Genomic DNA, 23,264 nt, shown 5'->3' with positions numbered 1-23,264 from the left:
CGCCCCATGGAGCGCCCCGCCGACGACCTGCCCCGCTGCGGCTGGGCGACCAGCGCGCCCGAGTACGTGCGCTACCACGACGAGGAGTGGGGCGTGCCGGTGCACGGGGACGACGCGCTGTTCGAGCGGCTGTGCCTGGAGGCGTTCCAGAGCGGGCTGAGCTGGATCACGATCCTGCGCAAGCGCCCCGCCTTCCGGGCCGCCTTCGCCGGCTTCCGGGTGGACGCGGTGGCGGCCTTCGACGACGCGGACGTCGAGCGGTTGATGGCCGACGCCGGGATCGTGCGCAACCGGGCCAAGGTGCTGGCCGCGATCGCCAACGCGCGCGTGGTGCAGCAGCTGGACGTCGGTCTGGACGAGCTGCTGTGGTCCTTCGCCCCCGCGGGTCCGCGCTCCCGGCCCGGCACGCTCGCCGAGGTCCCGGCCATCACGCCCGAGTCGACCGCCATGGCCACCGAGCTCCGCCGCCGCGGTCTGCGCTTCGTGGGCCCGACCACGGCGTACGCGCTGATGCAGGCCACCGGGATGGTCGACGACCACGTGGCCGGCTGCTGGCGCGCCGGCGGTGCCGACCACCCGTCCAGGTGAGCACGGGGTCACCCGCTCGGGCCCCCGGTTGGTCGTTGCCGGGGCATGCGGGAGAATGGGGCGTACAGCTGAGGCAATTGCACGACCAACGCCACACCGCGGCCGCACCGGTTCGCGGGTGGCCGGTGAAGGAGGCACGCATGGCGGCCATGAAGCCGCGCACGGGTGAAGGTCCCCTCGAGGTCACCAAGGAGGGCCGCGGCCTGGTCATGCGCGTCCCTCTCGAAGGTGGCGGGCGGCTGGTGGTCGAGCTCTCGCCCGACGAGGCAGCAGCCCTCTCCGAGGCCTTGAAGGGCGCGACGAGCTGAGCGCCGCCGCGAGCCTGCCCCCGGGCAGCCCCGCGGCAGACGACACGGCCCCGACCACCGGCACCACGCCGGCGGCCGGGGCCGCGCCGTTCCCGCAGGTGCACTTGCGCACCGACCTGCCGGAGTTCGCCGAGGACGACGTCCTGGCCGTGCCGGTGGGCGCCGCCGGTGCCCTGCCCACCTGGTTCGCCGCCCACGGGCCGGTCGACGCCGGGTTCCTGGCCGGCGCGCTGGCCGACACCGGCAACGGCGGCAAGCCGGGCGGGATCACCAACGTGCCGGTGCCCGGGCGCCGGCCACGGTCGCTGGTGGCCGTCGGCGTCGGCGACGCGACGCTGCCGCACCTGCGCAGCGCCACCGGGGTCGCCGTGCGGCGCGGGCAGACCCTCGCCGAGCACGGCGCGCGCCGGCTCGTGCTGCCGGTGGACTCCCGGGCGGGTGCCGACGGGGTGCGCGCCGTCGTCGAGGCCGCGCTGCTGGCCGGGTACCGGTTCCGGCACACCTCCACCCCGCACCCACCCCGCCTCGCCGAGGTGCTGGTCGTCACCGCCTGCGCCGGCGAGCCGCAGGTCGTCGCCGCCGCGCAGGCCGGCCGGGTTACCGCCGGGTCGGTGGCCTGGGCCCGGGACCTGGTCAACACGCCCGGCAGCACCAAGGACCCCGGCTGGGTGGCCGAGCGGGTGCACGAGCGGCTCACCGCCGAGCACGTGCAGGTCACCGTGCTGGGCGCCGGTGACCTGGCCGCCGGCGGCTTCGGCGGCGTGCTGGCCGTGGGCGGCGCCTCCGCCTCGCCGCCGTGCGTGGTCGTCGCCCGCTACGACCCGCCGGGCGCAGGCGCCGGGCACCCGGTCCTGGTCGGTGCGGGCACCACCTTCGACACCGGCGGCATCTCGATCGCGACCACCGCCGTGATGCGGCACGCGCACACCGACGTGGCCGGGGCAGCCGCCGTGCTCGCCGCGGTGGACGCCGCGTCCCGGCTGCGGTTGCCGGTGCGGGTCACCGCCGTCGTCCCGCTGGTGGAGAACCACGTCGGCGCCGGCGGCTACCGGCCGGGCGACGTCGTCCGGCACGTCGGCGGGCGCACCACCGAGGTGCGCCGCACCGACGCCGAGGGTCGGCTGCTGCTCGCCGACGCACTGGCCTGGGCGCGACTGGAGCTGGGCGCCTCGGTGCTGGTCGACGTCGGGACGCTGACCCGGGCGGTGTCCACCGCGCTCGGCTCCCGCACCGCGGGCCTGTACGCCGGCACCGACGGGCTGGCCGGTGCGCTGCAGGCCGCGGCCTCCCACACCGGTGAGCGCCTGTGGCGGATGCCGCTGACCGAGGAGCACGTCGGGCACCTGCGGGCGCAGCTGCACTCCGACGTCGCCGACGCGAACAACGCCCCGGGCGACCCCGGCGCCACGACCGCGGCGCTGTTCCTGCAGCCGTTCGCCGGTGACCTGCCGTGGGCGCACCTGGACGTCGCCGGACCCGCTCGCGCCGCCGCCGACGACGCGGAGGTGGTCAAGGGCGGCAGCGGGTTCGCCACCCGCACGCTGCTGCGCTGGCTGGAGGCCGGCGCGCCGACCGACGCCGAGGTGGCCGTCGCCTGACCGGTTGAGACCGGTGCATCGGGGGCACGGTCGCAGGGACGTCGCGTCACCCGGCGCGATGCTGACGTGAGGAGCACCCCATGGCCGGACTGGCCGACAAGGCGAAGGACTTCCTGAACAGCGACAAGGGCGAGACGGTCAGCGACCAGGGCCTGGAGAAGGCCGGCGACTTCGCCGACCAGCGGACCGGTGGCACGCACGACGCCCAGATCGACAAGGGCCGGGACCTGCTCGACGGCAAGATCGGCGACCAGTAGCCGATCGGGTGGACGGGCCGGGTGGCGACCGTGAACGTGGTCGCGGCCCGGCCGCCGCTCTTGGCTGACGCGCCCTACCGGGCCGGGCCGACCAGACCGGTGACGATCTCGGCGGACAGCAGCACCAGCGGCAGCCCGCCACCGGGGTGCGCGGACCCGCCGACCAGGTAGAGCCCGGGCAGCGGTGAGGCGTTGGCCGGCCGCAGGAACGCCGCCCGCGCACCGTTGCTGGACGTGCCGTAGATCGACCCGCCGACGCTGCGGGTGTCCCGGGCCAGGTCGGCCGGGGTGCGCACCACCCGCCAGCGCACCCGCGACCGCACGTCCAGCCCGCGCTCGGCCAGCACCGCGAGCACCCGGTCGGCGTAGGAGTCGGCGAGCCCCGGGGTGTCCCAGTCCACGCCCCGCCCCGGCTCGTGCCGCGGTGCGTTGACCAGCACGAACCAGGACTCGCTGTCGTCGTCCGGGCGGGTGGCGGGGTCGTCGGGGGCGCTCACGTAGACGGTCGGGTCGGCGACCGGCCGGGGCGGGCCGCCGCGGCCGAACAGCGCGTCGAACTCGGCGTCGTAGTCCTGCGGGAACAGCACCGTGTGGTGCGCCAGCCCGGGCGTGCGGCCCTGCAGCGCCAGCAGCAGCACGAAGCCGGAGAACGACGGGGTGGTCCGGGCCAGCTGCGCCCGCGCCGCCCGGACGGGGGCGCCGGCCGGCAGCAGCCCGGCGTACAGCGCCTCGGCGTCCGCGTTCGACACCACGACGTCGGCAGCGATCCGCTCGCCACCGGCGAGCTGCACGCCCCGGGCACGACCGCCTTCGGTGAGCACCCGGGCGACCGGCGCCGACGTGCGCAGCTCGGCACCCCGGTCGGCCGCCCGCCGGGCCACCGCCTCGGCCACCCGGCGCAGCCCGCCGCGCACGTACCAGGAGCCGAACGCCTGCTCCACGTAGGGCACGGTGGCCAGCGCCGCCGGGGCGCGCCGCGGGTCGGAGCCGGAGTAGGTGGCGTAGCGGTCCAGCAGGGTGCGCAGGTGCGGGTGCTGCAGGTACCCGGAGCCGAGCCCGCGCAGCGACCGCCAGGGCGCGATCGTGGCGACGTCGCCGGTGCTGCGGGCCAGCCGGGCCAGGGTCGCCGCGCCGGCCAGCGGGGAGCGCAGGAACGGCTGCTCGGTGGCCTGCCACATCCGCTCGGCGCGGTCCAGGAACGCCGTCCACTGCGTGCCGGCGCCGGCGCCGAGGGCGTCGTCCAGGGCGGCCGGGATGCCGGCCGGGTCGCCGGGCAGCTGCAGCCGGGTGCCGTCGGCGAACCGGTAGCCGGTGGCCGGGTCCAGCCGGAGCAGGTCCAGCTCGCTCTCCAGCGGTGCGCCGGTGGCGGTGAACAGGTCGCGCAGCACCTGGGGCAGCGTGACCAGGCTGGGGCCGGTGTCGAAGCCGTGCCCGTCGCGGGCGTACCAGCCGAGCTTGCCGCCCACCTGGGGTGCCTGCTCCAGCACGGTGACCTGGTGCCCGCCGGCGGCCAGCCGGGCCGCGGCGGCGAGCCCGCCCAGCCCCGACCCGATGACGACGACCCGGGACATGCGGCCCACGGTAGGTCAGTCCGGGCGGCGCAGCCGGTAGACGACGTGGTCGCGTGGGTCGACCGGGTTGTCCGGGGTCATCCCGCCCTCGGCGACCCGCGCAAAACCGGCCGCCTCCAGGCTGCGCCACGACGCGGCGTTCCCCGCAGCCACCGGCACGACGACGTCCTGCGCGTGCGGGTGGGCCGCCCAGCACAGCTCCACGAACGCGGCGACCATCCGGCCGCCGAGCCCGCGTCCGCGCGCGGCCGGCTCGCCGATCAGGTAGTCCACGCTGATGGCGCCGGGCGGCACGGGGTACACGGCGTCGAGCTCGGCGGCGTCCTCGGGGTAGGAGGTGATCTCGTAGCGCTGGATCAGCCCGAACGGTCGGCCGGCCTGCTCGGCGAGGAACACCTGGGTGGGCTCGGCGCCGTCGATGCAGGGCCCGTAGTCGCGTTCCAGGGTGGCCGGGTCGTGCTCGTCGTGCCACCACCGGTGCACCAGGGGCTCGGCGAGCCAGCCGGCCAGCAGCGGGAGGTCGCTGCGGCGCAGCGGGCGGAAGGTGATCGGCTCGTCGGCCATGCGCGCAGGGTAGGAGCGCCGAGGAGCAGGGGCGAGCGAGTTGCCCTTACCGTGACCCGGTGCGGTGGCCGGGCAGTGCGCGCCGCACACCGCTGGAGTGGGCGCCCGGTCGCTCGGCGTCGCTCTTCCACCGGGAGCGCGGCCGGGGCGGGGTGCCGGTGGTGCTGGTGCACGGGCTGGGCATGTCCAGCCGGTCGATGCTGCGGCTGCTCCGCCGGCTGTGCGGGCAGGGTCGTGTGCTCGCCCCCGACCTGCCGGGCTGTGGCCGCACCCGCGGCGGGCGGCGGGTGGTCACCGCCGCGGAGCTGGCCGCGGCGCTCACCGCCTGGCTGGACGCGCTCGGGCTGGACGACGTGGTGCTGGTCGGGCACTCCCTGGGCGCGCAGGTGTGCTGCGAGGTGGCCGTTCGGCAGCCGGCCCGGGTGCGGGCCCTGGTGCTGGTCGGCCCCACCCGGGACCCGGCCGCGCCCACGGTGGCCCGTCAGGTGCTGCGGCTGGTCGCCGACGTACCGCGCGAGCACCCGGGCCTGTGGGCCGTGGGTGCCCTGGACTACCTGCGTGCCGGGCCGCTGCGGATGCTGCGGGTGCAGGCCGCGGTGCTCCGCGACCCGGTCGAGGTGCCGGCCGCCCGGATGCGGGTGCCGACCACGGTGGTGCGCGGCGCGCGGGACCCGGTGAGCGGGCAGGCGTGGTGCGAGCGGCTGGCCGCGCTGGTGCCGGGTGCGGTGCTGCGGGTCGTGCCGGGTGCGGCGCACGGCGTGCCGTTCTCGGCACCCGGCGCGCTGGCCCGGCTGGTCGGTGAGGTGCGCGCCGCCGACGGGTCGGGTCAGGCGACGCCCACCGGCAGCGGCGGGAACAGCACGTCGGCCGGCTGCGGCCGGTCGAACAGGTAGCCCTGCAGCTGGTCGCAGCCCAGCTCCACCAGCGCATCGCGCTGCTCGGCGGTCTCCACGCCCTCGGCGACGGCGATCATCCCCATGGCATGGGCCAGGTGGACGCAGCTGGCCACGATGGCCCGGTCGCCCACGCCGGTGGTGAGGCCGGCGACGAACGAGCGGTCGATCTTCAGCTCGTCGACCGGGAACTGCTTGAGGTAGGTGAAGCTGGAGTACCCGGTGCCGAAGTCGTCGACGGCCAGGTCCACCCCGACGGCGCCGAGCTGCTCCAGGGTGCGCAGTGCCAGCTCCGGCGAGCTCATCAGCGCGGTCTCGGTGATCTCCAGGACCAGCCGTGCGGCGGGCAGCCCGGCCCGGGCGAGGACGCCGGCGACCCGGTCGGCCAGCCCCGTCTCGGCCAGCTGGCGGGCGGACAGGTTGACCGAGACGTGCAGGCCGGCGGCGTCGCCACCGGCCCGGTCCCAGCGGACCACCTGCTCCACCGCCTCCTGGAGCACCCAGGCCCCCAGCTCGCGGATCAGGCCGGAGTCCTCGGCGGCGTCGATGAAGGCCGACGGCGGCAGCAGCCCGCGGGTCGGGTGCTGCCAGCGCACCAGCGCCTCGACGCCCGCCGTCCGGCCGGTGGCGGCGTGCACCCGGGGTTGGTAGTGCACCCGGAGCTCGCCGTCCCGGAGGGCCACGCGCAGCTGCTCGAGCAGGGTCAGCCGGTCGGTCGCCGGGTCGCTGTCGCCCGGCTGGTGCGCGGCCCAACGACCGCGGCCCTGGGCCTTGGCCCGGTACATCGCGGTGTCGGCTCGGCGCAGCAGCAGCTCCGCGGTCGCTCCGGCCTCATCGGGGGCACCCGGGAGGGCGGCGGCGATGCCGATGCTCGCGGTCGGGACCACCTCGACGCCGGCCAGCTCGACCGGCTCGGCCAGCGCCGCCAGGAGGCGTTCGGCGACCGCCGGCGCTGCCGACGGCGGGAGGTCGTCGAGCACCACGAACTCGTCTCCGGCGAACCGGGCGACGGCGGCCCCGGCGCGCGCGGCAGCGGTCAGCCGGGCGCCGAGCACCTGGAGCAGCTGGTCGCCGACGGCGTGCCCGAGGTCGTCGTTGACGGTCTTGAACCCGTCGAGGTCGATGAACAGCACGGTCGGCACGGCGTCGTCCGGGCCGGTGCCGCCGGGCGCGGTCAGCCGGGTGTTCAGCGCGCGCCGCAGCCCCGGGCGGTTGAGCAGGCCGGTGAGGGAGTCCCGGTGCACCAGGGCCTGCAGTCCGGCCTCGGCCTCTGCGATCTGCGCGGCCCGCTCCTCGGCGCTGCGCCGGGCCGAGAGGAGCTCCTGCTCGTAGCGGCGGCGCTGCTGGGCGTCGACCAGGGTGATGCGCACCTCGGGGCCGGCGGCGGTGGTGACCCGGCTGGCGCTCATCAGCACCGGGTGGCGGGCGCCGTCGGCTCCGCGCACCTGCACCGACACCTCCGCGACGCGGCCGGTGGCGGTCAGCTGGGCGACGCACCGGGTCGTCCAGAGGATCCGGTCACCGGCCGGCAGCAGCTGGGCGAACGGGGTGCCCAGCGCGGCCGCGGGGGTGTGCCCGGTCCAGGCGGTGAACGTGGCGTTGACCGCCTGGACGAGCCCGTCGTCGCCCAGCAGCAGGTGGGCGCTCGGGGCGTTCTGCCACAGCTCCTCGAAGTCCCGCCCGGTCGCGGTGGTGGACCCGGCGGGTGCCGGTGCGTTCACGGCGTCCCGAGCAGGTGGGCACGGATGACCGCGGCGGTCTCCGCGGGTGCGCTGACGTGCGGGCAGTGGCCGATGGCCTCCAGGCGCACCAGCGTCGCGTCCGGGATCCGGTCGGCCACGTGGTCGCCCACCGACAGCGGGGCCATGGCGTCGTCCCGGCACTGCAGGACGACGGTCGGGACGCCCACCTGCGGCAGCAGGGGGCGGAAGTCGGTGGTGAAGGCGGTGCGCATGAGCCGCCGGGCGATGTCCGGGTCGGCGCGGCAGAAGCTGGCGGTCAGCTGGTCGCCGAGCTCGGGCTGGTCGGGGGTGCCCATGATCACCGGGGCGAGCGACTCCGACCAGGCGAAGTAGTTGCTGTCCAGGGACTCCAGCAGGTCGGCGAGGTCCTCGGGGGTGAAGCCGCCGTCGTAGCCGTCCGCGGGGTCGGCGAGGTACCAGGGCGACGGCGCGACGAGCACCAGCTGGCGGAAGCGGCCGGGCTGGGCGATGGCGGCGATCGCGGCCATCATCGTGCTGACGCTGTGCGCGACCAGGGTGACCTCCTGCAGGTCCAGCTCCTCGCAGATGGCCAGGATGTCCGCGGCGTAGCCGTCGAAGCCGGCGTGCCGGACCGGATCCCAGGCCGAGCTGTCGGAGCTGCCGGCGCCGATGTGGTCGAACAGGACGACGCGGTGGTCGTCGGTGAAGGCCGGCACCACGCCGCGCCACATGTCCTGGTCGCAGCCGAAGCCGTGGGCGAACACGATCGGGGGGCCGTCGGGGCGGCCGGTGATGACGACGTTGTGCCGGGTGGCCACGCTGCTGGACGGCCGGGTGACTGCTGGGACTGACATCTGACCGCCTCGGGGCGTTCGACTGCTGCGCCCTGTTCTCGAGCGTTGGTCATCTGGTTCATCGGCGCAGCGGCCGGCTGGGCCGAGCGACACGGGGTGGACCTCACCCCGAGGGGTGGCCGGCAGGTGGGTGCGGGCCGCAGGTGCGGTGGCCGTCGAGGTGGCAGGGTGTCCGCGTGAGCAGCCTCCCCGCCGTCGCGTACCGCTGGGAGACGGGGGTGCGCGACCTGCTGGCCCGGTTCGCCCGCCGGCGCGGCTGGACCCCGACGGTGCTGGCCCACCCCGGCTACGGCAGTGGCGGTCGGGTGCGGGTGCTGGGCCGGGTCCTGCTGGCCCCGGCCGGCGCCCGGCCCGAACGCCGACGTCCGCTGCCGGGCTGGCAGCGGCTGCTCACGCTGGAGAGCCCGGGCACGCAGGTGCAGGTGCACGTGGGTGGGTACGTGGCGCAGACCGTCAGCGACCGCAACGGGCTGGTCGACGTGACCGTCGACCTGCCGACCGAGCTCCAGGGCCGCGGTCAGGTGCCGGTGGTGCTGCGGGTGGAGGGGCGCTCGGCCGGGACCGTGGCCCACCTGGCCGCCCCGGGGGCGGCGCAGGGCGTGGTGTGCGACCTCGACGACACGCTGCTGGTCACCGGCATGACCTCGCCGCTGCTGGCCGCGTACCGCACGCTGGTGCAGCTGCCCACCCGGCGCCGGGCCGTGCCGGGGATGTCGGAGCTGCTGCGGGAACTCACCACCGCAGCGGTGCCCGTGCCGGTCGTGTACCTGAGCAACGGGCCGTGGAACTTCGCCGGCAGCCTGGCCAGGTTCCTGGACCGCAACGGCTTCCCGCCGGGGGCGCTGCTGCTCACCGACTGGGGCGTGCAGCCCGACCGGTGGTTCCGGGACGGCCGGGCGCACAAGCGGGCGTCGCTGCGGAGGCTGGTGGACGACGTGCCGTCGGTGCGGTGGACGCTGCTGGGTGACACCACCGAGCACGACCCGGTGCTCTACCGCGAGTTCGCCGCGCAGGCGCCCGACCGGGTGCGGGCCATCCTGCTGCGCGACCTGGCCGTGCCGGACGGGCCGGCGCGGGTGGAGTGGCTCGGGTCCGTGCCCGTCGTCTCGGGCCCGGACGGGCTGGTGCTTCGGGACGCCGTGCGCGCTCTCGGCGGCCGGGACCAGCCGGTCTGAGGACCGCCGTCCAGGTCCCGTCCAGCTGACGTCCAGCGACGTCCAGGTCGGCGTGGGCACACTGCCGTGCGCCGGGCGACGCCGGGTGGGTGCCGGACGACCGGGGAGTGGACGACGTGGACGTGCTGCAGGCTGTGGTGCTGGGCGTGGTGGAGGGGTTGACGGAGTTCCTGCCGGTGTCCAGCACCGGTCACCTGACCATCGCGGAGCAGCTGCTGGGTCTGCAGGTGGACGACGCGGGGGTCACCGCGTTCACCGCGATCGTCCAGACCGGCGCGATCCTGGCCGTGGTGCTCTTCTTCCGCGCGGACATCGGCCGCCTGGTCGCGGGCCTGCTCCGGGGGCTGGTCAGCGCGGAGGCCCGCCGGCTGCCTGCCTGGCGCGAGGCGTGGGTGGTGGTCGTCGGCTCGGTGCCGATCGGGGTGGTGGGCCTGCTGGCGCAGGGCCTGGTGTCCGGGCCGCTGCGCAGCCTGTGGGTGGTCGCCGTGGCGCTCGTCGCGTGGAGCGTGGTGATGGTGCTCGCCGAACGGCACGGGCGGCAGGACCGCGGGGAGGGCTCCGTGGGTGTGCGGGACGCGCTGGTCGTCGGGCTGGTGCAGTGCGTGGCGCTGGTGCCCGGGGTGTCCCGGTCCGGGGCCACGATCAGCGCCGGGCTGGTGCGCGGGCTGGACCGGGTGGCGGCGACGCGGCTGTCGTTCCTGCTGTCGGTGCCGGCGTTGCTGGCCGCCGGTGCGCTGGAGGCGGTGCGCGAGGGTGGCGCGGTCTCCGCCGGTGTCGGGTGGGGGCCGACCCTGCTGGCCACCGCGGTGAGCTTCGTGGTGGGGTACGCCTCGATCGCCTGGCTGCTGCGGCTGGTCGCCCGGTACCCGATCACCGTCTTCGTCGGGTACCGCGTCGGGCTGGGGGTCCTGCTGGCCGGGCTGCTGACGACGGGAGTGCTCAGCGCCACCTGACGCGCGCCGGTCGGGTGGACCGTGCCGGAGTCCTACGCGCGGACGGCGACGCGGGGGAGTGCGTGCCGCCGGCGCGTTGTCTGCCGGGGGTGTGGAAGGTGCGTGCCGACTGCGGGCTGTGTGGCGCGGGGTGGCGGAGGTGCGTGCCGACGGTGACGCGGATGGCTCGCGGGGCGGTCGGGTAGGGGACGCCCATGGTCCTGCGCAACGCGGCGGTCGCGGCCGCCGGCCAGTGGGTCGACCCCGACGACGGTGTCCGGTACCCCGGAGGTGAGGTGCACGCCTGGGAGCGCGGCCGCAACGAGACGGTGTGCGGCCTGTCGCTGTACCGGTCCGGGCTGGCCCGGTTCCCGCACGTGCCGTGGAGCGACGTGCAGCCGGAGTCCGGCCGGCACGCCGAGGAGGTGCAGGAGGTCTGCCGGCGGTGCCGGGCCGCCCTGGGGGTCCGCCGGGACGATCGCGGCTGGACGCGCAGCAACCCGCGCCTGCGCTGACCGCCGTCGCCGGGACGACCGGCTTCCGGCTGGGTGGGCGACGGCCACCCCGATGACGGTCACCGGCTGGTCGATGGTGGTGCACGGAGATGCCGGCAGCCGGCCGACTCAGAACGGCGGCGTGTCGGTGTGGGCGCCCGGCGGTGTCCCGGGGCCTGGTGGCGCGTCGACGTAGCCCGGTGGGCGCGTGGTGGTGGTCAGCCCGGTGGGGGTCGTGACGGTGAGCCGGCCGTCGGCGTGCAGTTCGTGCTGCCAGCCGGGGGCCTGGTGCTTGCCGCGGTGGTCCCGGGTGCAGTAGCCGCCCAGGTTGGCTGCGCTGGTGGGCCCGTCAGGGTAGGGCACGGCGTGGTCGAGCTCGCCGCCGAGCGGCACCCGGTTGCGGCAGCCGGGGAACCGGCAGCGCCGGTCGCGGGCGCGCACGAAGCGGTCGAGCTCCGCCCCGGGCCGGTACCCCGGCGTCGGCGGTGGCGGGAGGAGACCCGGCCGGTCGGTGAGGTCGTGGGTGCAGGGCCGGGTGCGGCGGGCGCAGGCCCGTCGGCCGCAGTGAGCCAGACGGCGAAGCCGTGGTGCATCGGTGAGGGCCAGCAGGGTGCCGGTGAGCGCGTCGACCACGGCCAGCCGCGGCCGGTCGACCAGACCCCCGCCGCCGGTACGCAGCAGCAGGTCGCCGACGGTGGCGCGCTGATCGGCCGAGAGCAGGGTGAGCGCCTCGACGCTGGTCCGGGCGTCGGTCAGGCGGCCGGCCGGCGAGCCGGCGTGGGCGCGCTCGTCGGCGGCGGCGCGGTGTTCGGCGGTGGCGACGTCGTGGCGGGCTCGGGCGATCGCTCGTCGGCTGTCCTCGAGCAGTCGGCTGGCGGCCTGGACGACGTCGTCGACGGCTGACCATCCCGGGAGGTCGGTCTCCGTGCCGCACGCGGGTGCTGTGCTGCGGGCGGCGGACCGACCGGGGCAGGTGGACTCGTCGCCAGGACCTGCCAGGGGGCTGCGCGGCCGCCGCGGGACCGGGTCGGGGAGGGGCTCGGCGTCCCAGGCGCTGGTCGCGGCGGCGATCTCCCGGGCACGCCAGTCCTGCCAGAGCGCAGCCCAGCCGGCGTCGTCGTCGACGTCGGGGAGGTCGGAGTCGGCGAGCTCCGGGGGCAGCTGCTCGCGGACCGGCCACCGCTGCTGGTCCACGGGTTTGCGCTCCTCCGCCTGCACGGCGGCGAGCAGGCGGCGCTCCTCGTCGCTGGGGGCGGCTCCCCACTGTGCGCCGACCAGGTCGTGCCCGCTGTGGTCACCGGTGCGTACTTCCTCGTCCGGCCAGCTCGCGCCCCGGCGGGGGGACCCCGAGATGCCCGCTCGTGGGTCGGCGCTCTCGCCTGCTGGGGCACCGACGGCATCCTGATCGGGCGTTGCAACGCCCGCCGGGGGTCTCGGCTCGGGCAGCAGACCGAGTCCGCGGGCGAGGTGCCGGACCATCTCCGCGGGTACGACCTGGCCGTCGACCTCGCCGGGGGCGTCACCGCCGGCGAGCGTCTCGACGGTGGCCACGACCGTGAGCCGGGCCTGGACCGGGGGCAGGTCGACGGCGCCCGGGCGCAGGACGAGGTCGAGCAGGACGTCGACCATCTTCTGCGCCCGGGTGCGCGGGGAGGCGGCGTCGGGGTCGTCGGGGAGCAGGTCGGCGTAGGCGCCGAGGACCTGCCAGCAGGCCCGTGCCTCGGGCGTGGTCAGCACCGCGGTCAGCTGCTCCATCCCGGCTTCCCGGTCTGCGGACAGGTACACGCCGCGCGAGCGGATGGCCCGCTCCAGCCGGCGCGCAGCGGCGGTGGCGTCGAGCCGGAGCACGACTCGCTGGGCCCGGTCGGCGAGCTGGGCGGGGGTGGTGACCTGCCCGGCCGACCAGGCGATGAGGTCGGCCTCGACGGTGCTGCGCACCGCCGCGTCGTCGATGGGCGCGACCTGCTCCAGGAACACCCGCAGGTGCCCGGCGTGTACGGTGCCGCACTCCAGTGCCACGAGCGTCGCGGGCAGCCGGTCGACCAGCAGCAGGGCGTGCTCCAGCAGGCGCTGCGCTGCCGCATGGCCGATGGACAGCGCGATGGTGAGCTCCCGCGGCGCCCACTCGCTCACGTCCTGCAGGGCGGTGGGCCGGGCCGCCCGGGTCGCGGCGGACATGGCGCCGAGCGTGCCGGCCGGACGGTCGAGGCACGCCGGGCGGGTGCGGGCGAAGGCCGCCGCAGCTCGGTATCGCGCCGCGGTCAGCCGGCCGATCTCCCACTCCGCTGCCTGCAGGTCGCCCAGCTGACCGCTCGAGCGTCCGACCGGCGGGCCGGTCCGTGCGGCCGGGACGGCGTCGACGGCTGGGCCGACGTGTGGCGGGACGGGGACGCGGCGGCGTGCCGTTCGAGGAGGTGCCGTCGCCGCCATGTGTTCGATCATATGTTCGAATTGTCCGAATGGCAAGCCTCTGAGCTGCACGGACTGCGCTGTGGAGGCGGGCGCAGACTGTCACTAGCTCGTGTTGAGGTGGTGTGCGCCCCCGCGTGTCTCGCTCTGCCAGCGGGTCGTCCGGGGGGCAGGCCGGGCAGCAGCACAGGCGGGATGCGGGTGCAGCGGTCCGCCCGGTGGTGGCCGGCAACGCGCGGGGGTGATCCGGTCCGGACACCTTCCGTGACCTCCCAGCGCACCCCGGTCGCGCCTCCTCGGGTCGTCTGCTGGGTGGGCGACGAGGGAGTGCGGGTCAACCGGCCGCGGCCGGTCCGCGGCCGTCGTCGCTGTCGTCGTCGGACGACCAGCACCGGACAGCCGGCCGGGACACGAGGACGGTGGTCGCGACCGCGGGGACCACGAGGAACGCCACCGCCCATGCGACGCCGACCGGGCCCTCGGAGGCGAGCTCCGGGTCCGTGGCGCAGCCCAGGACGACGATCGCGGCCGTCGCTGGCATCGCGGCCAACAGGGTCGACCGCCCGCGGCGCAGGGCGAGCACCAGCACGCCGACCGCCGTGACCACGCCGGTGGCTGCGGCTGCGACCGCGAGGCCCCGGACGTCGGTGAAGACCGCCACCAGTGCGGTCATCGGCAGGGTGCAGATGCCGCCCGCCGCGGCCAGGACCACCTCACCGGGCCGTCCCCGCACCGGCGTCGGTTGCGTCGTCACCCGAGCAGTCTGCCCCGGTCGAGCGCGCGCCGACCGGAGGAGGAGTGCCGAGCGAGGCCACCGTCTCCCGAGCACCGCCCCGCTCCGCGGGCCGCCGTCTACGGTGCCGGGGATGACCAGCAGCGACCCGTCCCCGGCCGTCGCGGCCGCGGTGGCCGACAACGTGGCCTGGTGCGAGGCGGTCTGCCGTTCCCTGGGCCGGCGCACCGGCCGGACGGCGCACGTGTGGTCCTCGCCCGACCCGCCGCGCTGGTTCTCGCACCGCATCACCCTGGGCCCCGGCACGACGGCGGAGCAGGTGCTGGCCGGCCTCGACGGGCAGGCGTCCTGCTGGGTCGAGGACAGCCACGCGTCGCTGGCACTGGACGAGCACGGGTTCGTGCCCGTCGTCGACGCCTGGTGGACGTGCCGCCCGCCGGGCGCCCCGGCCGGGACACCCGACTGGACGATCGTGCGCTCGCCGGACGAGCCGGACGAGCCGGACGAGCCGGACGAGCCGGACGAGCTGGACGAGCCGGACGAGCTGGCCGCGTGGACGTCGCTGACCGGCCTGACCGACGTGGTCACGCCCCGGCTCGCGGCCTGCCCCAGCGTGCGGCTGGTGACCGTCCGGGAGCGTGGCCGACCGGTGGGGGCGGCGGCGTTGAGCACCGGCGCCGACGTCGTCGGGGTGTCCTGCGTCGTGTCCCACGGCCAGGACCCGGACGCGACGTGGGCGGCGGTCGTGCACGCCGCCACGCAGCTGTTCCCCGGGCGCCTCCTGGTCGGCTACGAGAGCGGCGAGGACCTCGACGCCGCCCGGCGGGCGGGCTTCACGCCCACCGGGCCGGTGCGCATCTGGCACCGGCCGTAGGACGCGTCAGAACGCGTACCGCACCCGCAGCCACGGGGCGTGCTGGTCGATCAGCTCCTGCAGCCGCTGCACCCCGGCCCGCTTGACGTCGTTGCGGTACCGCACGTTGAGCTGACCGTTCTGCGAGCGCTTGGGCTGCTGCAGGTCCGGGCGCCACAGCGCGTCCTCGGCCTTGGGGTGCCAGCCGAGGTTGACGGTGTGCAGGTCGGCGTTGTGCGTCAGCATGATGACCTCCACCGCCGCCTGCGCCTTGGTGGCCTCGGACAGCTCGTCGTCCAGCTGCTGCAGCAGCGTCGTCCAGTCGGCCTCCCAGCCCTGGCGCAGCACGACGGGGGAGAAGTTGACGTGCACCTCGTAGCCGGCCTCGACGAAGTCGTCCATCGCCGCGATCCGCTCGGCGATCGGGGAGGTGCGCACGTCCAGCAGCTTGGCGTCGTCGTGCGGCATGAGGGAGAAGCGCACGCGGGTGCGTCCGGCCGGGTCCAGTTCGAGCAGCTGCCGGTTGACGAACTTGGTGGCGAACGACGCCTTCGCGGTGGGCAGCGTGCGGAACAGGGCCACCAGGTCGGCGACGTTGTCGCTGACCAGCGCGTCGACCGAGCAGTCGCTGTTCTCCCCGAGGTCGTACACCCAGGCCAGCGGGTCGCACTGGTCGGGCTCGGGCTTGACCCCCTGGCGGGCGACGTGCCGGCGCAGGTAGCCGGTGATCTGCTCGATGTTGGTGAACACCGTGATCGGGTTGGCGTAGCCCTTGCGCCGCGGCACGTAGCAGTAGGCGCAGGCCATGGCGCACCCGTTGGACGTCGACGGGGCGATCCAGTTGGTGGAGCGGCCGTTCTCCCGGGCGGTCAGCGACTTCTTCACCCCGAGCACGAGCACCTCGCTCTTGACCCGCACCCAGCGCTCGACGTTGCCGGCGTTGCCGTGCAGCTCCGGGATCTGCCAGTGGCTGGGCACCTCGACGACCTCGGCGTCGGGGAAGCGGGCGAGGACCTGCTGCCCGCGCGGGGAGGCGAGCGCCGCGGGTTCGGCGTACACCTCGCGGACCCGCAGCAGGCGGGGGAGGTCGGTGCTGGGCGGGGGAGGGGTCTGGTCGGGCAGGGAGTCGAAGAGGGTCAGCGGCAGGTGGTCAGCAGCGGCCGGCACGCCCTGTGCAGCGACCGGACCGGCAGCTGCATTCCGGTGCGCCGGGTGTGTCCCGGACCCACCGGGACGTGGTGTCCTTCTGGCGGTCCGCCGTTCGTCCACTGCGCAGAGGATGGCGACCGACGCCGCCCACAGCCCCCGAGGAGATCGACGTGCCCACCTACGCAGCCATCCTGTACAGCAGCCGTGACGCCGACTGGACCGCCCCCGAGGAGGGCCCCGTGATGGCCGAGTACGGCGCCTTCAGCCAGGTCGCCGGCCCGGCCGTCACCGGTGGAGCCGCACTGTTCCCGACGTCGACGGCCACCACCGTGCGCGTCCAGGGCGGCAAGGGCGGCGACGTGCTCACCACCGACGGCCCCTTCGCCGAGGCCAAGGAGGTCCTCTCCGGCTTCTTCCTGCTCGACGCCCCCGACCTGGACGCCGCGATCGCCCTGGCCGCGCAGATCCCGGCGGCGTGGGACGGCGCCGTCGAGCTGCGACCGGTCATCCCCATGGCCGGATGACCAGCGCTGGACAGCAGCAGGCCGCCCAGCGGCTGGCCGACGTGGTGCGGGACGAGGGGCGCCGCGTGCTGGCGACCCTCGCCCGCACCACCGGCAGCCTCACCGTCGCCGAGGACGCCGTCGCCGACGCCGTCGAGACGGCCCTGCGCCGGTGGCCGGTGACCGGCGTGCCCGACGAGCCGCGCGCCTGGCTCACCACCGTGGCGCGCAACAAGGCCCTGGACACGCTGCGCCGCGAGGCCGCCCGGGTGGGCAAGGAGGCCGACGCCGTGGAGGTGGCCGCGCTGAACGCACCGGAAGGCCCACCGGAGGCCTCCGTCGTGCGCGACGACCTGCTGCGGCTGGTGTTCACCTGCTGCCACCCGGCGCTGCAGGTCGAGGCCCAGGTGGCGCTCGCCCTGCGCACGGTGTGCGGGCTGGCCACCGCCGACGTCGCCCGGCTGCTCGTGCTGCCGGAGGCGACGGTGGCCAAGCGGCTCACCCGGGCCAAGCAGAAGATCGCCGTCGCCGGGATCCCGTACCGGGTGCCGGACGCCGAGGACCTGCCCGCGCGGCTCACCGCCGTGGCCACCGTCGTGCACCTGGTGTTCACCGCCGGGCACAGCGGCGGCGAGACGCTGGTGCGCCCGCAGCTGTGCGACGAGGCGCTCCGGCTGGCCCGGCTGCTGGTCGAGCTGATGCCGGACGAGTCCTCGCTGCAGGGGCTGCTCGCCCTGATGCTGCTCACCGACGCGCGCCGGGCCACCCGCACCGACGCCGACGGCCGGCTGCTCACCCTCGCCGAGCAGGACCGCAGCCGCTGGGACGCCGACGCGATCGCCGAGGGCGCCCGGCTGGTCGAGGCGGCGCTGCGGCGCAGCCGGCTGGGCGCCGGCCGGTTCGAGCTGCAGGCGGCGATCGCGGCCTGCCACGCCTGCGCGCCGAGCCTGGAGCAGACCGACTGGGCCGACGTCGTCGCGCTGTACGACGCCCTGCTGCGGGTGGAGGACACCCCGGTGGTGCGGCTGAACCGGGCCGTCGCCGTCGGTGAGCTGGCCGGCCCGGCCGCCGGGCTCGCCGCGCTGGAGGCCGTGGGCGGCCTGGGGCGGCTGCACCTGTGGCACGCCTGCCGGGCCGAGCTGCTGGCCCGCCTCGACCGCCGCGGCGAGGCCGTGGCGGCGTGGCAGCAGGCACTGGACTGCCGGCCCTCGCCCCCGGAGGAGGACTTCATCCGGCGCCGGCTGGCCGGTACGACCGGCTGAGCGGTGCGGGAGGATGCCGGCATGAGCCGGATCAACGACGTCGGGGGCGTGGTCGGCTTCCCCGCCGTGGTGCAGGAACCCGACGAGCCGCCGTTCCACGCCGACTGGGAGGCGCACGTCTTCGCCCTCAACGGCGCGCTGATCAAGGCCGGGGTCTACAACCTCGACGAGTTCCGGGACGCGCAGGAGCGGATGGACCCGCAGGCCCACCTGGCGGCGTCCTACTACGAGCGCTGGTTCACCGCGATCACCACGCTGCTGGCGGAGAAGGGCGTCGCGACGCCCGCCGAGCTCGGTGGCTGACCGCTTCGTGCCCGGTGACCGGGTGCGGACCCGCTCGGTCGACCCGGCTGGGCACACCCGGCTGCCGCGCTACGCCCGCGGGGCCCTCGGCACCGTCGTCGAGCGGGCCGGTGTGCACCCGCTCGCCGACGACCGGGCGCGCGGCCTGCCGGGCGCGGCCGAGCCGGTGTGGCACGTGCGCTTCGAGGCGACGGAGCTCTTCGGGACGGGCGACCACGCGGTCACCGTCGAGGTGTGGGACAGCTACCTGGAGGCGGTGTCATGAGCTCCGACCACGGCAGCTCGGCGATCAGCGAGCGGGTGCGCCGGGTGGAGGCGCTGCTCGAGCAGCGGGGCGTGATCGCCGCCGGTGAGGTCGACCGGCGGATCGAGGAGTTCCTGGCCGGCGGCTCCCCAGCCAACGGGGCGCGCATCGTGGCCCGGGCCTGGGTGGACGACGGCTTCCGCGACCGGCTGCTGGCCGACGCCAACGCGGCGCTGCCCGAGGTGGGCCTGTCGATGGCCGGTGGGATCCAGGAGCAGCGGCTGAAGGTGGTGGCCAACTCCGCCACCGAGCACCACGTGCTGGTCTGCACGCTGTGCTCCTGCTACCCGATCGCGCTGCTCGGCCCGTCGCCGAGCTGGTACAAGAGCGAGGCCTACCGCTCACGCGTGGTGCGCGACCCACGCGGCGTGCTCGCCGAGTTCGGGACGACGCTGCCCGACGACGTCCGGATCTCGGTGTGGGACGCCAGCGCCGAGTCCCGGTACATGGTGCTGCCGGTGCGCCCGGCGGGCACCGGCTCGCTGTCGGAGACCGAGCTGGCCGCCCTGGTCACCCGCAACGGCCTGATCGGTACCGCCCTCCTCTGACCCCGGCGGCTCGACCGTGCGGTCCGGGTCGACACGGGCGGCGTGTCCGCCCGTGTCGCCGACCCGACCGCGCACTCGAGCCTCAGCCGGCGAGCCGCTGGGCGACCGTGTGCACCTGCTCCAGGCCGGCGTCCTGGTCGGCGGGCCGGCCGGGGCCGCGCGGGGTGCTGGTCACCCGGGCGATCGGTGCGTCCCGGTGCCCGGTCAGCTGGACGACGACGTCGTTGCCCCAGCTGCGGCGCCCGGCGGCGGTCACCGCGGCGAACCGGCCGGCCGCGACGTCCACGTCGGTGACCTCCGCGGGCAGCGCGCGCAGGACGGCGACGATCCGGTCGGGCAGGTCGGGGCGGGCGGTGACCGCGACGCTGGCCTCCTGCGCCCGCACCGGCTGCTCCCGGGCTGCCGCCCCGCGCCGCAGCAGGAGCATCCCGGCGCCCACGGCGACGCCGGAGAGCAGCCCGAACAGCAGCCCGACGCCGACACCGGTGCCCACGCCGACCCGCGCGGAGTCGTACGCCGCGCCGGTGACCACACCGGTCAGCAGCCCGAACAGCAGCCCGCCGACAGCCACGACCAGCAGGGAGGCGCGGAGGGCGTGCACGCGTCCATCCTCGGCGCCGCAGCCGGTGCCGTCGACCCGGTCAGTCCCGCAGGTGCTCGGCGACCGCGGTGACGCTGCGGTACCCGCGGCCTCCGTCGGCATCGACCGGCCAGTGCGGTGTGCTCGTCACCCGGGCGGTCCACCGGTCGTCCGGTCCGGCCACGAGCGTCACCGCGACCTCCTCGCGGGTGCCCCAGCGCCCGGCGGTCCTGGCCACGAAGCTCCTGGACACGGGGTCGGCCGACGTGACCTCGGCGGGCAGCGACTCCAGCACCCCGACGATGCGGTCAGCCAACTCGGGGTCTCGGTCGACCAGCACGGTCCGCTCTTGACGCGGGGAGATGCTCACGCCCGCCGGGACGTCCCGGGTGCGCCACAGATGCGGGCCGATCGTGATCGCCGTCGTGACGAGGATGAACAGCACCGCCCGAAGGAGCACATCGAGCCACGAGAACGGGATGTCGCCGAAGAGGGCGGTGAACACGCCGAAGAAGACCCCTGCGGGCACCTGCCGCACCAGTGCTCGGCCGGTGCAACGCGCCGCGCGCCGCTGCCGGGACGCGCGGTCGCCGGCGACCGGGCTGGTCCCCGCTGACAGCATGCTGCTCAGGCGCGCGCGGCCAGCACGCTCGCGTAGACGTCCATGGTCGCCCGCGCGACGGCCGGCCAGCCGAACTCGGCGAGCACCCGCTCCCGCCCGGCCGCACCCATGGCGGCAGCCCGGGCCGGGTCGGCGAGCAGCTCGGACATCCCCTCGGCCAGGCCGGCCTGGAAGGCGACCGGGTCGTCGGGGTCGTGGTGCACCAGCAGGCCGGTGCGCCCGTCCGCGACCACCTCGGGGATGCCGCCCACGTCGCTGGCGACCACCGCGGTGCCACAGGCCGCGGCCTCCAGGTTCACGATGCCCAGCGGCTCGTACACCGACGGCACCACGAACACGGTCGCCCGGGTGATCAGCGGCACCAGCTTCTCCCGCGGCACCATCTGCTCGATCCACACCACCCCGCTGCGGCGGGCCTGCAGCGTCTCGACGGCGTCGGCCACCTGCTGGCGCTCCGCCGGCGTGTCCGGGGCGCCGGCGCAGAGCACGAGGGCGGCGTCCGGCGGCAGCTGCTCGGCAGCGGCCAGCAGGTGGGTCAGCCCCTTCTGCCGGGTGATCCGGCCGACGAACAGCGCGTAGGGCCGGTCCGGGTCCACGCCCATCGAGCGGACGACGTCCGGGTCGTCGACCGGGTGGTAGGCCTCCGCGTCGACGCCGTTGACCACCACGTGCACCTTCGCCGGGTCCAGGTCGGGGTAGGCGTCCAGCACGTCGGTGCGCATGCCGTTGCTGACCGCGATGACGGCGTCCGCGGCCAGGTAGGCAGTGCGCTCCACCCAGGAGGACAGCCGGTAGCCGCCGCCGAGCTGGTCGGCCTTCCACGGCCGCCGCGGTTCCAGCGAGTGCGCGGTGACCACGTGCGGGACGCCGTGCACCAGCGAGGCCAGCTGCCCGGCGAGGTTGGCGTACCAGGTGTGCGAGTGCGCCACGTCGGCACCGGCCAGGGCCGCGGCCATCTCCACGTCCACCCCGACCGCCTGCAGCGCACCGTTCGCACCGGTCAGGCCCGGCGGGACGGCGTGACCGGTGGCGTCGTCCCGGGCACCGCCGAAGCAGTGCACGTCGACGTCCGGGCCGCCCTCCAGCTGTCGCAGCGCCGCGACCAGGTGCTCCACGTGCACACCTGCCCCGCCGTAGACGTCCGGCGGCCATTCCCTGGTGATCACTCCGACGCGCACGTCCGTCACCCTAGGGCGAACGGGTGGTGCCAGCCGGGCGAGATCGCGCTGCGGCCATGATCCGGTTAGGTTCGCCCCATGCGCGGTGGTCCTCGGGTACTCGGAATCGTGCTCGCCGGTGGCGAGGGCAAGCGCCTGTCGCCCCTCACCCAGGACCGGGCCAAGCCGGCGGTTCCCTTCGGGGGCAACTACCGGCTGGTCGACTTCGTCCTGTCCAACCTGGTCAACGCCGACATCCGGCGGATCGCGGTGCTCACGCAGTACAAGAGCCACAGCCTCGACCGGCACATCACCACCACGTGGCGGATGTCCAGCCTGCTGGGCAGCTACGTCACCCCGGTCCCCGCCCAGCAGCGCCTGGGCCCGCGCTGGTTCACCGGCAGCGCCGACGCGATCTACCAGAGCCTCAACCTGATCTACGACGACCGGCCCGACATCGTCGTGGTGTTCGGCGCCGACAACGTGTACCGGATGGACCCGGCGCAGATGATCGAGCAGCACGTGGCCAGCGGTGCCGGCGTCACCATCGCCGCGCTGCGGGTGCCGCGAGCGGACGCCACCGAGTTCGGCGTGATCGACGCCGGCGAGGACAAGAAGATCCGGGCGTTCCTGGAGAAGCCGGCCGACCCGCCCGGGCTGCCGGACTCCCCGGACGAGAGCTTCGTGTCGATGGGCAACTACTGCTTCAGCACCGACGCCCTGCTCGAGGCCCTGCGCGCGGACGCCGAGGACGAGGACTCCGTGCACGACATGGGCGGCTCGATCATGCCGATGCTGGTGTCCACCGGCGACGCCTACGTCTACGACTTCTCCACCAACGTCATCCCCGGCTCCACCGAGCGGGACCACGGCTACTGGCGCGACGTCGGGACCATCGACTCCTACTACGACGCCCACATGGACCTCGTGTCCGTGACGCCGGTGTTCAACATGTACAACGACAAGTGGCCGATCTACACGCTGCCGCCGCAGTTCCCGCCGGCCAAGTTCGTGCTCGGTGGCCGCGCCGAGGAGTCCATGGTCAGCGCCGGGGTGATCCTCGGCGGTGGCTCCGTGCTGGGGTCCGTGCTCTCCCCGGGCGTGCGGATGGACCGCAGCTCCCGCGTCGAGGACAGCGTGCTGATGGACGGCGTGCAGATCGGCGAGGGCGCCGTGGTGCGCCGGGCCATCCTGGACAAGAACGTCGTCGTGCCGCCGTGGGCACGGATCGGGGTCGACGAGGCCGCCGACCGCGAGCGCTACCACGTCAGCGCCGGCGGGATCACCGTGCTCGGCAAGGGCGCCCGGGCCATCGTGTGACGCCGGGCGGCGACGCCGCGGCCCCGCTGGTGGTGACCCTGCTGCTCCAGGAGGAGGCGCAGGCGCGGTTCGACCGGTTGCGGGCCCAGCACTTCCCGGTGAGGCCCCTTCCAGGGGCCCGCCGCGAGCGTGCGAGTGGTGGAGGGGAAGGGGTGTTTCGACTCGCCGCGCACGTGACGCTGTTCCACGCGCTCCCGGGGGAACAGCTGGCCGCCGTGGACGCCGATCTCGCGGCCGCGGCGGACCGCGCGCCCTTCGACGTCGCCGTGACCGGGGTGCGGATGCTCGGCCGGGGCGTGGCCTACGACCTCGCGGCACCCGAGCTGACCGCGCTGCGGGACGGGCTGGCCGTCGGCTGGGCGCCCTGGCTCACCCGGCAGGACGCGCAGCGGCTCCGTGCGCACATCACCGTGCAGAACAAGGTGACCCCGGCGCGGGCCCGCGCGCTGCACGCCGAGCTCACCGCCGGCTTCGTGCCCGAGCGGGTACCGGCCCGCGGGCTGGGCCTGTGGCGCTACCTCGGCGGGCCGTGGGAACCGGTCGCCGAGCACCCGTTCACCGGCTGAGGAAGCCCCCGTGACCGG

General features: G+C 75.6%; 26 protein-coding genes. 16 read left to right on the top strand and 10 right to left on the bottom strand.

The genetic code is table 11. From position 1 onward, the window contains the following. The first annotated feature begins 6 nt into the window (after window positions 1-6). From G1H19_RS08840 to G1H19_RS08825, 4 genes are all read left to right on the top strand, one after another. Window positions 7-588 carry a DNA-3-methyladenine glycosylase I gene (locus G1H19_RS08840; protein ID WP_152729943.1) on the top strand — a complete coding sequence of 194 codons (582 nt, stop codon included), beginning with the start codon at window positions 7-9 and terminating at the stop codon, window positions 586-588. A gap of 140 nt (window positions 589-728) precedes the next feature. Beyond that, on the top strand, window positions 729-896 hold the full coding sequence (locus tag G1H19_RS08835) for a DUF3117 domain-containing protein (protein ID WP_012947303.1): 168 nt from the start codon (window positions 729-731) through the stop codon (window positions 894-896). Between the two features lie 98 nt (window positions 897-994). Continuing rightward, a complete protein-coding gene (locus G1H19_RS08830) occupies window positions 995-2,494 on the top strand; it encodes a leucyl aminopeptidase family protein (protein WP_235928069.1) in 1,500 nt (499 codons plus the stop codon). Between the two features lie 80 nt (window positions 2,495-2,574). After that, window positions 2,575-2,751: an antitoxin gene (locus tag G1H19_RS08825; protein WP_152729942.1), complete on the top strand. Its 177-nt coding sequence runs from the start codon at window positions 2,575-2,577 to the stop codon at window positions 2,749-2,751. Between the two features lie 74 nt (window positions 2,752-2,825). On the opposite strand, the gene G1H19_RS08820 is transcribed toward G1H19_RS08825, so the two are convergent. Both G1H19_RS08820 and G1H19_RS08815 read right to left on the bottom strand, forming a co-directional pair. After that, a complete protein-coding gene (locus G1H19_RS08820) occupies window positions 2,826-4,322 on the bottom strand; it encodes a phytoene desaturase family protein (protein ID WP_152729941.1) in 1,497 nt (498 codons plus the stop codon). Window positions 4,323-4,337: 15 nt separating this feature from the next. Beyond that, window positions 4,338-4,886: a GNAT family N-acetyltransferase gene (locus tag G1H19_RS08815; protein WP_152729940.1), complete on the bottom strand. Its 549-nt coding sequence runs from the start codon at window positions 4,884-4,886 to the stop codon at window positions 4,338-4,340. 59 nt (window positions 4,887-4,945) lie between these two features. On the opposite strand from G1H19_RS08815, the gene G1H19_RS08810 reads away from it, so the two are divergent. Beyond that, window positions 4,946-5,779, top strand: coding sequence for an alpha/beta fold hydrolase (locus G1H19_RS08810; RefSeq protein WP_152729939.1), 834 nt, complete (start codon window positions 4,946-4,948; stop codon window positions 5,777-5,779). On the opposite strand, the gene G1H19_RS08805 is transcribed toward G1H19_RS08810, so the two are convergent. Then, a complete protein-coding gene (locus G1H19_RS08805; protein ID WP_162392776.1) occupies window positions 5,713-7,500 on the bottom strand; it encodes a putative bifunctional diguanylate cyclase/phosphodiesterase in 1,788 nt (595 codons plus the stop codon). The genes G1H19_RS08810 and G1H19_RS08805 overlap by 67 nt on opposite strands. After that, complete coding sequence (locus G1H19_RS08800) at window positions 7,497-8,336, bottom strand: alpha/beta fold hydrolase (RefSeq protein ID WP_152729938.1); 840 nt, start codon at window positions 8,334-8,336, stop codon at window positions 7,497-7,499. The genes G1H19_RS08805 and G1H19_RS08800 overlap by 4 nt, the downstream gene beginning before the upstream one ends. Window positions 8,337-8,512: 176 nt before the next feature. Between G1H19_RS08800 and G1H19_RS08795 the strand changes: the two genes are divergently transcribed. The 3 genes from G1H19_RS08795 (at window position 8,513) to G1H19_RS08785 (ending at window position 10,958) form a co-directional block, all read left to right on the top strand. After that, window positions 8,513-9,511 (top strand): App1 family protein, encoded by a 999-nt coding sequence (locus G1H19_RS08795; RefSeq protein WP_162392775.1) that lies wholly within the window; start codon window positions 8,513-8,515, stop codon window positions 9,509-9,511. A gap of 116 nt (window positions 9,512-9,627) precedes the next feature. Further along, complete coding sequence (locus G1H19_RS08790) at window positions 9,628-10,464, top strand: undecaprenyl-diphosphate phosphatase (protein WP_162392774.1); 837 nt, start codon at window positions 9,628-9,630, stop codon at window positions 10,462-10,464. Window positions 10,465-10,658: 194 nt separating this feature from the next. Further along, window positions 10,659-10,958 (top strand): hypothetical protein, encoded by a 300-nt coding sequence (locus G1H19_RS08785; RefSeq protein ID WP_152729936.1) that lies wholly within the window; start codon window positions 10,659-10,661, stop codon window positions 10,956-10,958. A 108-nt stretch (window positions 10,959-11,066) separates the two neighbouring features. Here G1H19_RS08785 and G1H19_RS08780 read toward each other — a convergent pair whose 3' ends face one another. Both G1H19_RS08780 and G1H19_RS08775 read right to left on the bottom strand, forming a co-directional pair. After that, window positions 11,067-13,115 carry a DUF222 domain-containing protein gene (locus tag G1H19_RS08780; RefSeq protein ID WP_235909716.1) on the bottom strand — a complete coding sequence of 683 codons (2,049 nt, stop codon included), beginning with the start codon at window positions 13,113-13,115 and terminating at the stop codon, window positions 11,067-11,069. Between the two features lie 565 nt (window positions 13,116-13,680). Next, complete coding sequence (locus tag G1H19_RS08775; RefSeq protein WP_162392773.1) at window positions 13,681-14,100, bottom strand: hypothetical protein; 420 nt, start codon at window positions 14,098-14,100, stop codon at window positions 13,681-13,683. 112 nt (window positions 14,101-14,212) lie between these two features. Between G1H19_RS08775 and G1H19_RS08770 the strand changes: the two genes are divergently transcribed. After that, window positions 14,213-14,953: a hypothetical protein gene (locus G1H19_RS08770; protein ID WP_162392772.1), complete on the top strand. Its 741-nt coding sequence runs from the start codon at window positions 14,213-14,215 to the stop codon at window positions 14,951-14,953. A 6-nt stretch (window positions 14,954-14,959) separates the two neighbouring features. Here G1H19_RS08770 and G1H19_RS08765 read toward each other — a convergent pair whose 3' ends face one another. Next, window positions 14,960-16,099 (bottom strand): spore photoproduct lyase family protein, encoded by a 1,140-nt coding sequence (locus G1H19_RS08765; RefSeq protein ID WP_162392771.1) that lies wholly within the window; start codon window positions 16,097-16,099, stop codon window positions 14,960-14,962. Between the two features lie 152 nt (window positions 16,100-16,251). Here G1H19_RS08765 and G1H19_RS08760 point away from each other — a divergent pair, with 152 nt between their 5' ends. Genes G1H19_RS08760 through G1H19_RS08740 form a run of 5 tightly spaced genes read left to right on the top strand, consistent with a single transcriptional unit; the run spans window position 16,252 to window position 19,001 of the window. Continuing rightward, the gene (locus G1H19_RS08760; RefSeq protein ID WP_162392770.1) at window positions 16,252-16,605 is read left to right on the top strand and encodes a YciI family protein; all 354 of its coding nucleotides are present in this window, start codon (window positions 16,252-16,254) and stop codon (window positions 16,603-16,605) included. Continuing rightward, window positions 16,602-17,846 (top strand): RNA polymerase sigma factor, encoded by a 1,245-nt coding sequence (locus G1H19_RS08755; RefSeq protein WP_152729932.1) that lies wholly within the window; start codon window positions 16,602-16,604, stop codon window positions 17,844-17,846. The genes G1H19_RS08760 and G1H19_RS08755 overlap by 4 nt, the downstream gene beginning before the upstream one ends. Window positions 17,847-17,867: 21 nt before the next feature. Then, the gene (locus G1H19_RS24465; RefSeq protein WP_152729931.1) at window positions 17,868-18,149 is read left to right on the top strand and encodes an SH3-like domain-containing protein; all 282 of its coding nucleotides are present in this window, start codon (window positions 17,868-17,870) and stop codon (window positions 18,147-18,149) included. Then, window positions 18,142-18,414 (top strand): SH3-like domain-containing protein, encoded by a 273-nt coding sequence (locus tag G1H19_RS24460; RefSeq protein WP_162392769.1) that lies wholly within the window; start codon window positions 18,142-18,144, stop codon window positions 18,412-18,414. The genes G1H19_RS24465 and G1H19_RS24460 overlap by 8 nt, the downstream gene beginning before the upstream one ends. Then, on the top strand, window positions 18,411-19,001 hold the full coding sequence (locus G1H19_RS08740; RefSeq protein WP_152729930.1) for a nitrile hydratase subunit alpha: 591 nt from the start codon (window positions 18,411-18,413) through the stop codon (window positions 18,999-19,001). The genes G1H19_RS24460 and G1H19_RS08740 overlap by 4 nt, the downstream gene beginning before the upstream one ends. A gap of 82 nt (window positions 19,002-19,083) precedes the next feature. Here the strand turns inward: G1H19_RS08740 and G1H19_RS08735 are convergent, their stop codons facing one another. The 3 genes from G1H19_RS08735 to glgA form a co-directional block, all read right to left on the bottom strand. Beyond that, a complete protein-coding gene (locus G1H19_RS08735; RefSeq protein ID WP_152729929.1) occupies window positions 19,084-19,602 on the bottom strand; it encodes a hypothetical protein in 519 nt (172 codons plus the stop codon). Window positions 19,603-19,642: 40 nt separating this feature from the next. Continuing rightward, window positions 19,643-20,110: a hypothetical protein gene (locus G1H19_RS08730; protein WP_152729928.1), complete on the bottom strand. Its 468-nt coding sequence runs from the start codon at window positions 20,108-20,110 to the stop codon at window positions 19,643-19,645. Window positions 20,111-20,208: 98 nt separating this feature from the next. Further along, window positions 20,209-21,381, bottom strand: coding sequence for a glycogen synthase (gene glgA, locus G1H19_RS08725; protein ID WP_162392768.1), 1,173 nt, complete (start codon window positions 21,379-21,381; stop codon window positions 20,209-20,211). A 78-nt stretch (window positions 21,382-21,459) separates the two neighbouring features. On the opposite strand from glgA, the gene glgC reads away from it, so the two are divergent. Both glgC and G1H19_RS08715 read left to right on the top strand, forming a co-directional pair. Beyond that, window positions 21,460-22,680, top strand: coding sequence for a glucose-1-phosphate adenylyltransferase (gene glgC / locus G1H19_RS08720; RefSeq protein ID WP_152729927.1), 1,221 nt, complete (start codon window positions 21,460-21,462; stop codon window positions 22,678-22,680). Beyond that, entirely contained in the window at window positions 22,578-23,246 is a 669-nt protein-coding gene (locus tag G1H19_RS08715) for a 2'-5' RNA ligase family protein (protein WP_202925865.1), read from the top strand. Before glgC ends, G1H19_RS08715 begins: the two co-directional genes overlap by 103 nt. Window positions 23,247-23,264 lie beyond the last annotated feature (18 nt).

It is taken from the genome of Goekera deserti, assembly GCF_010685995.1.
Taxonomy (GTDB): domain Bacteria; phylum Actinomycetota; class Actinomycetes; order Mycobacteriales; family Geodermatophilaceae; genus Goekera; species Goekera deserti.
This window is presented reverse-complemented; position numbering and strand designations above follow the sequence as displayed.

Bases quoted from the DNA above. Each gene is read 5' to 3' on its own strand.
- G1H19_RS08815 (WP_152729940.1), bottom strand. From the start codon at position 4,886: ATGGCCGACGAGCCGATCACCTTCCGCCCGCTGCGCCGCAGCGACCTC.
- G1H19_RS08835 (WP_012947303.1), top strand. From the start codon at position 729: ATGGCGGCCATGAAGCCGCGCACGGGTGAAGGTCCCCTCGAGGTCACC.
- G1H19_RS08755 (WP_152729932.1), top strand. From the start codon at position 16,602: ATGACCAGCGCTGGACAGCAGCAGGCCGCCCAGCGGCTGGCCGACGTG.
- G1H19_RS08825 (WP_152729942.1), top strand. From the start codon at position 2,575: ATGGCCGGACTGGCCGACAAGGCGAAGGACTTCCTGAACAGCGACAAG.
- G1H19_RS08785 (WP_152729936.1), top strand. From the start codon at position 10,659: ATGGTCCTGCGCAACGCGGCGGTCGCGGCCGCCGGCCAGTGGGTCGAC.
- glgC (WP_152729927.1), top strand. From the start codon at position 21,460: ATGCGCGGTGGTCCTCGGGTACTCGGAATCGTGCTCGCCGGTGGCGAG.
- G1H19_RS24465 (WP_152729931.1), top strand. From the start codon at position 17,868: ATGAGCCGGATCAACGACGTCGGGGGCGTGGTCGGCTTCCCCGCCGTG.
- G1H19_RS08840 (WP_152729943.1), top strand. From the start codon at position 7: ATGGAGCGCCCCGCCGACGACCTGCCCCGCTGCGGCTGGGCGACCAGC.
- G1H19_RS08780 (WP_235909716.1), bottom strand. From the start codon at position 13,115: ATGTCCGCCGCGACCCGGGCGGCCCGGCCCACCGCCCTGCAGGACGTG.
- G1H19_RS08820 (WP_152729941.1), bottom strand. From the start codon at position 4,322: ATGTCCCGGGTCGTCGTCATCGGGTCGGGGCTGGGCGGGCTCGCCGCC.
- G1H19_RS08740 (WP_152729930.1), top strand. From the start codon at position 18,411: ATGAGCTCCGACCACGGCAGCTCGGCGATCAGCGAGCGGGTGCGCCGG.
- G1H19_RS08800 (WP_152729938.1), bottom strand. From the start codon at position 8,336: ATGTCAGTCCCAGCAGTCACCCGGCCGTCCAGCAGCGTGGCCACCCGG.
- G1H19_RS08770 (WP_162392772.1), top strand. From the start codon at position 14,213: ATGACCAGCAGCGACCCGTCCCCGGCCGTCGCGGCCGCGGTGGCCGAC.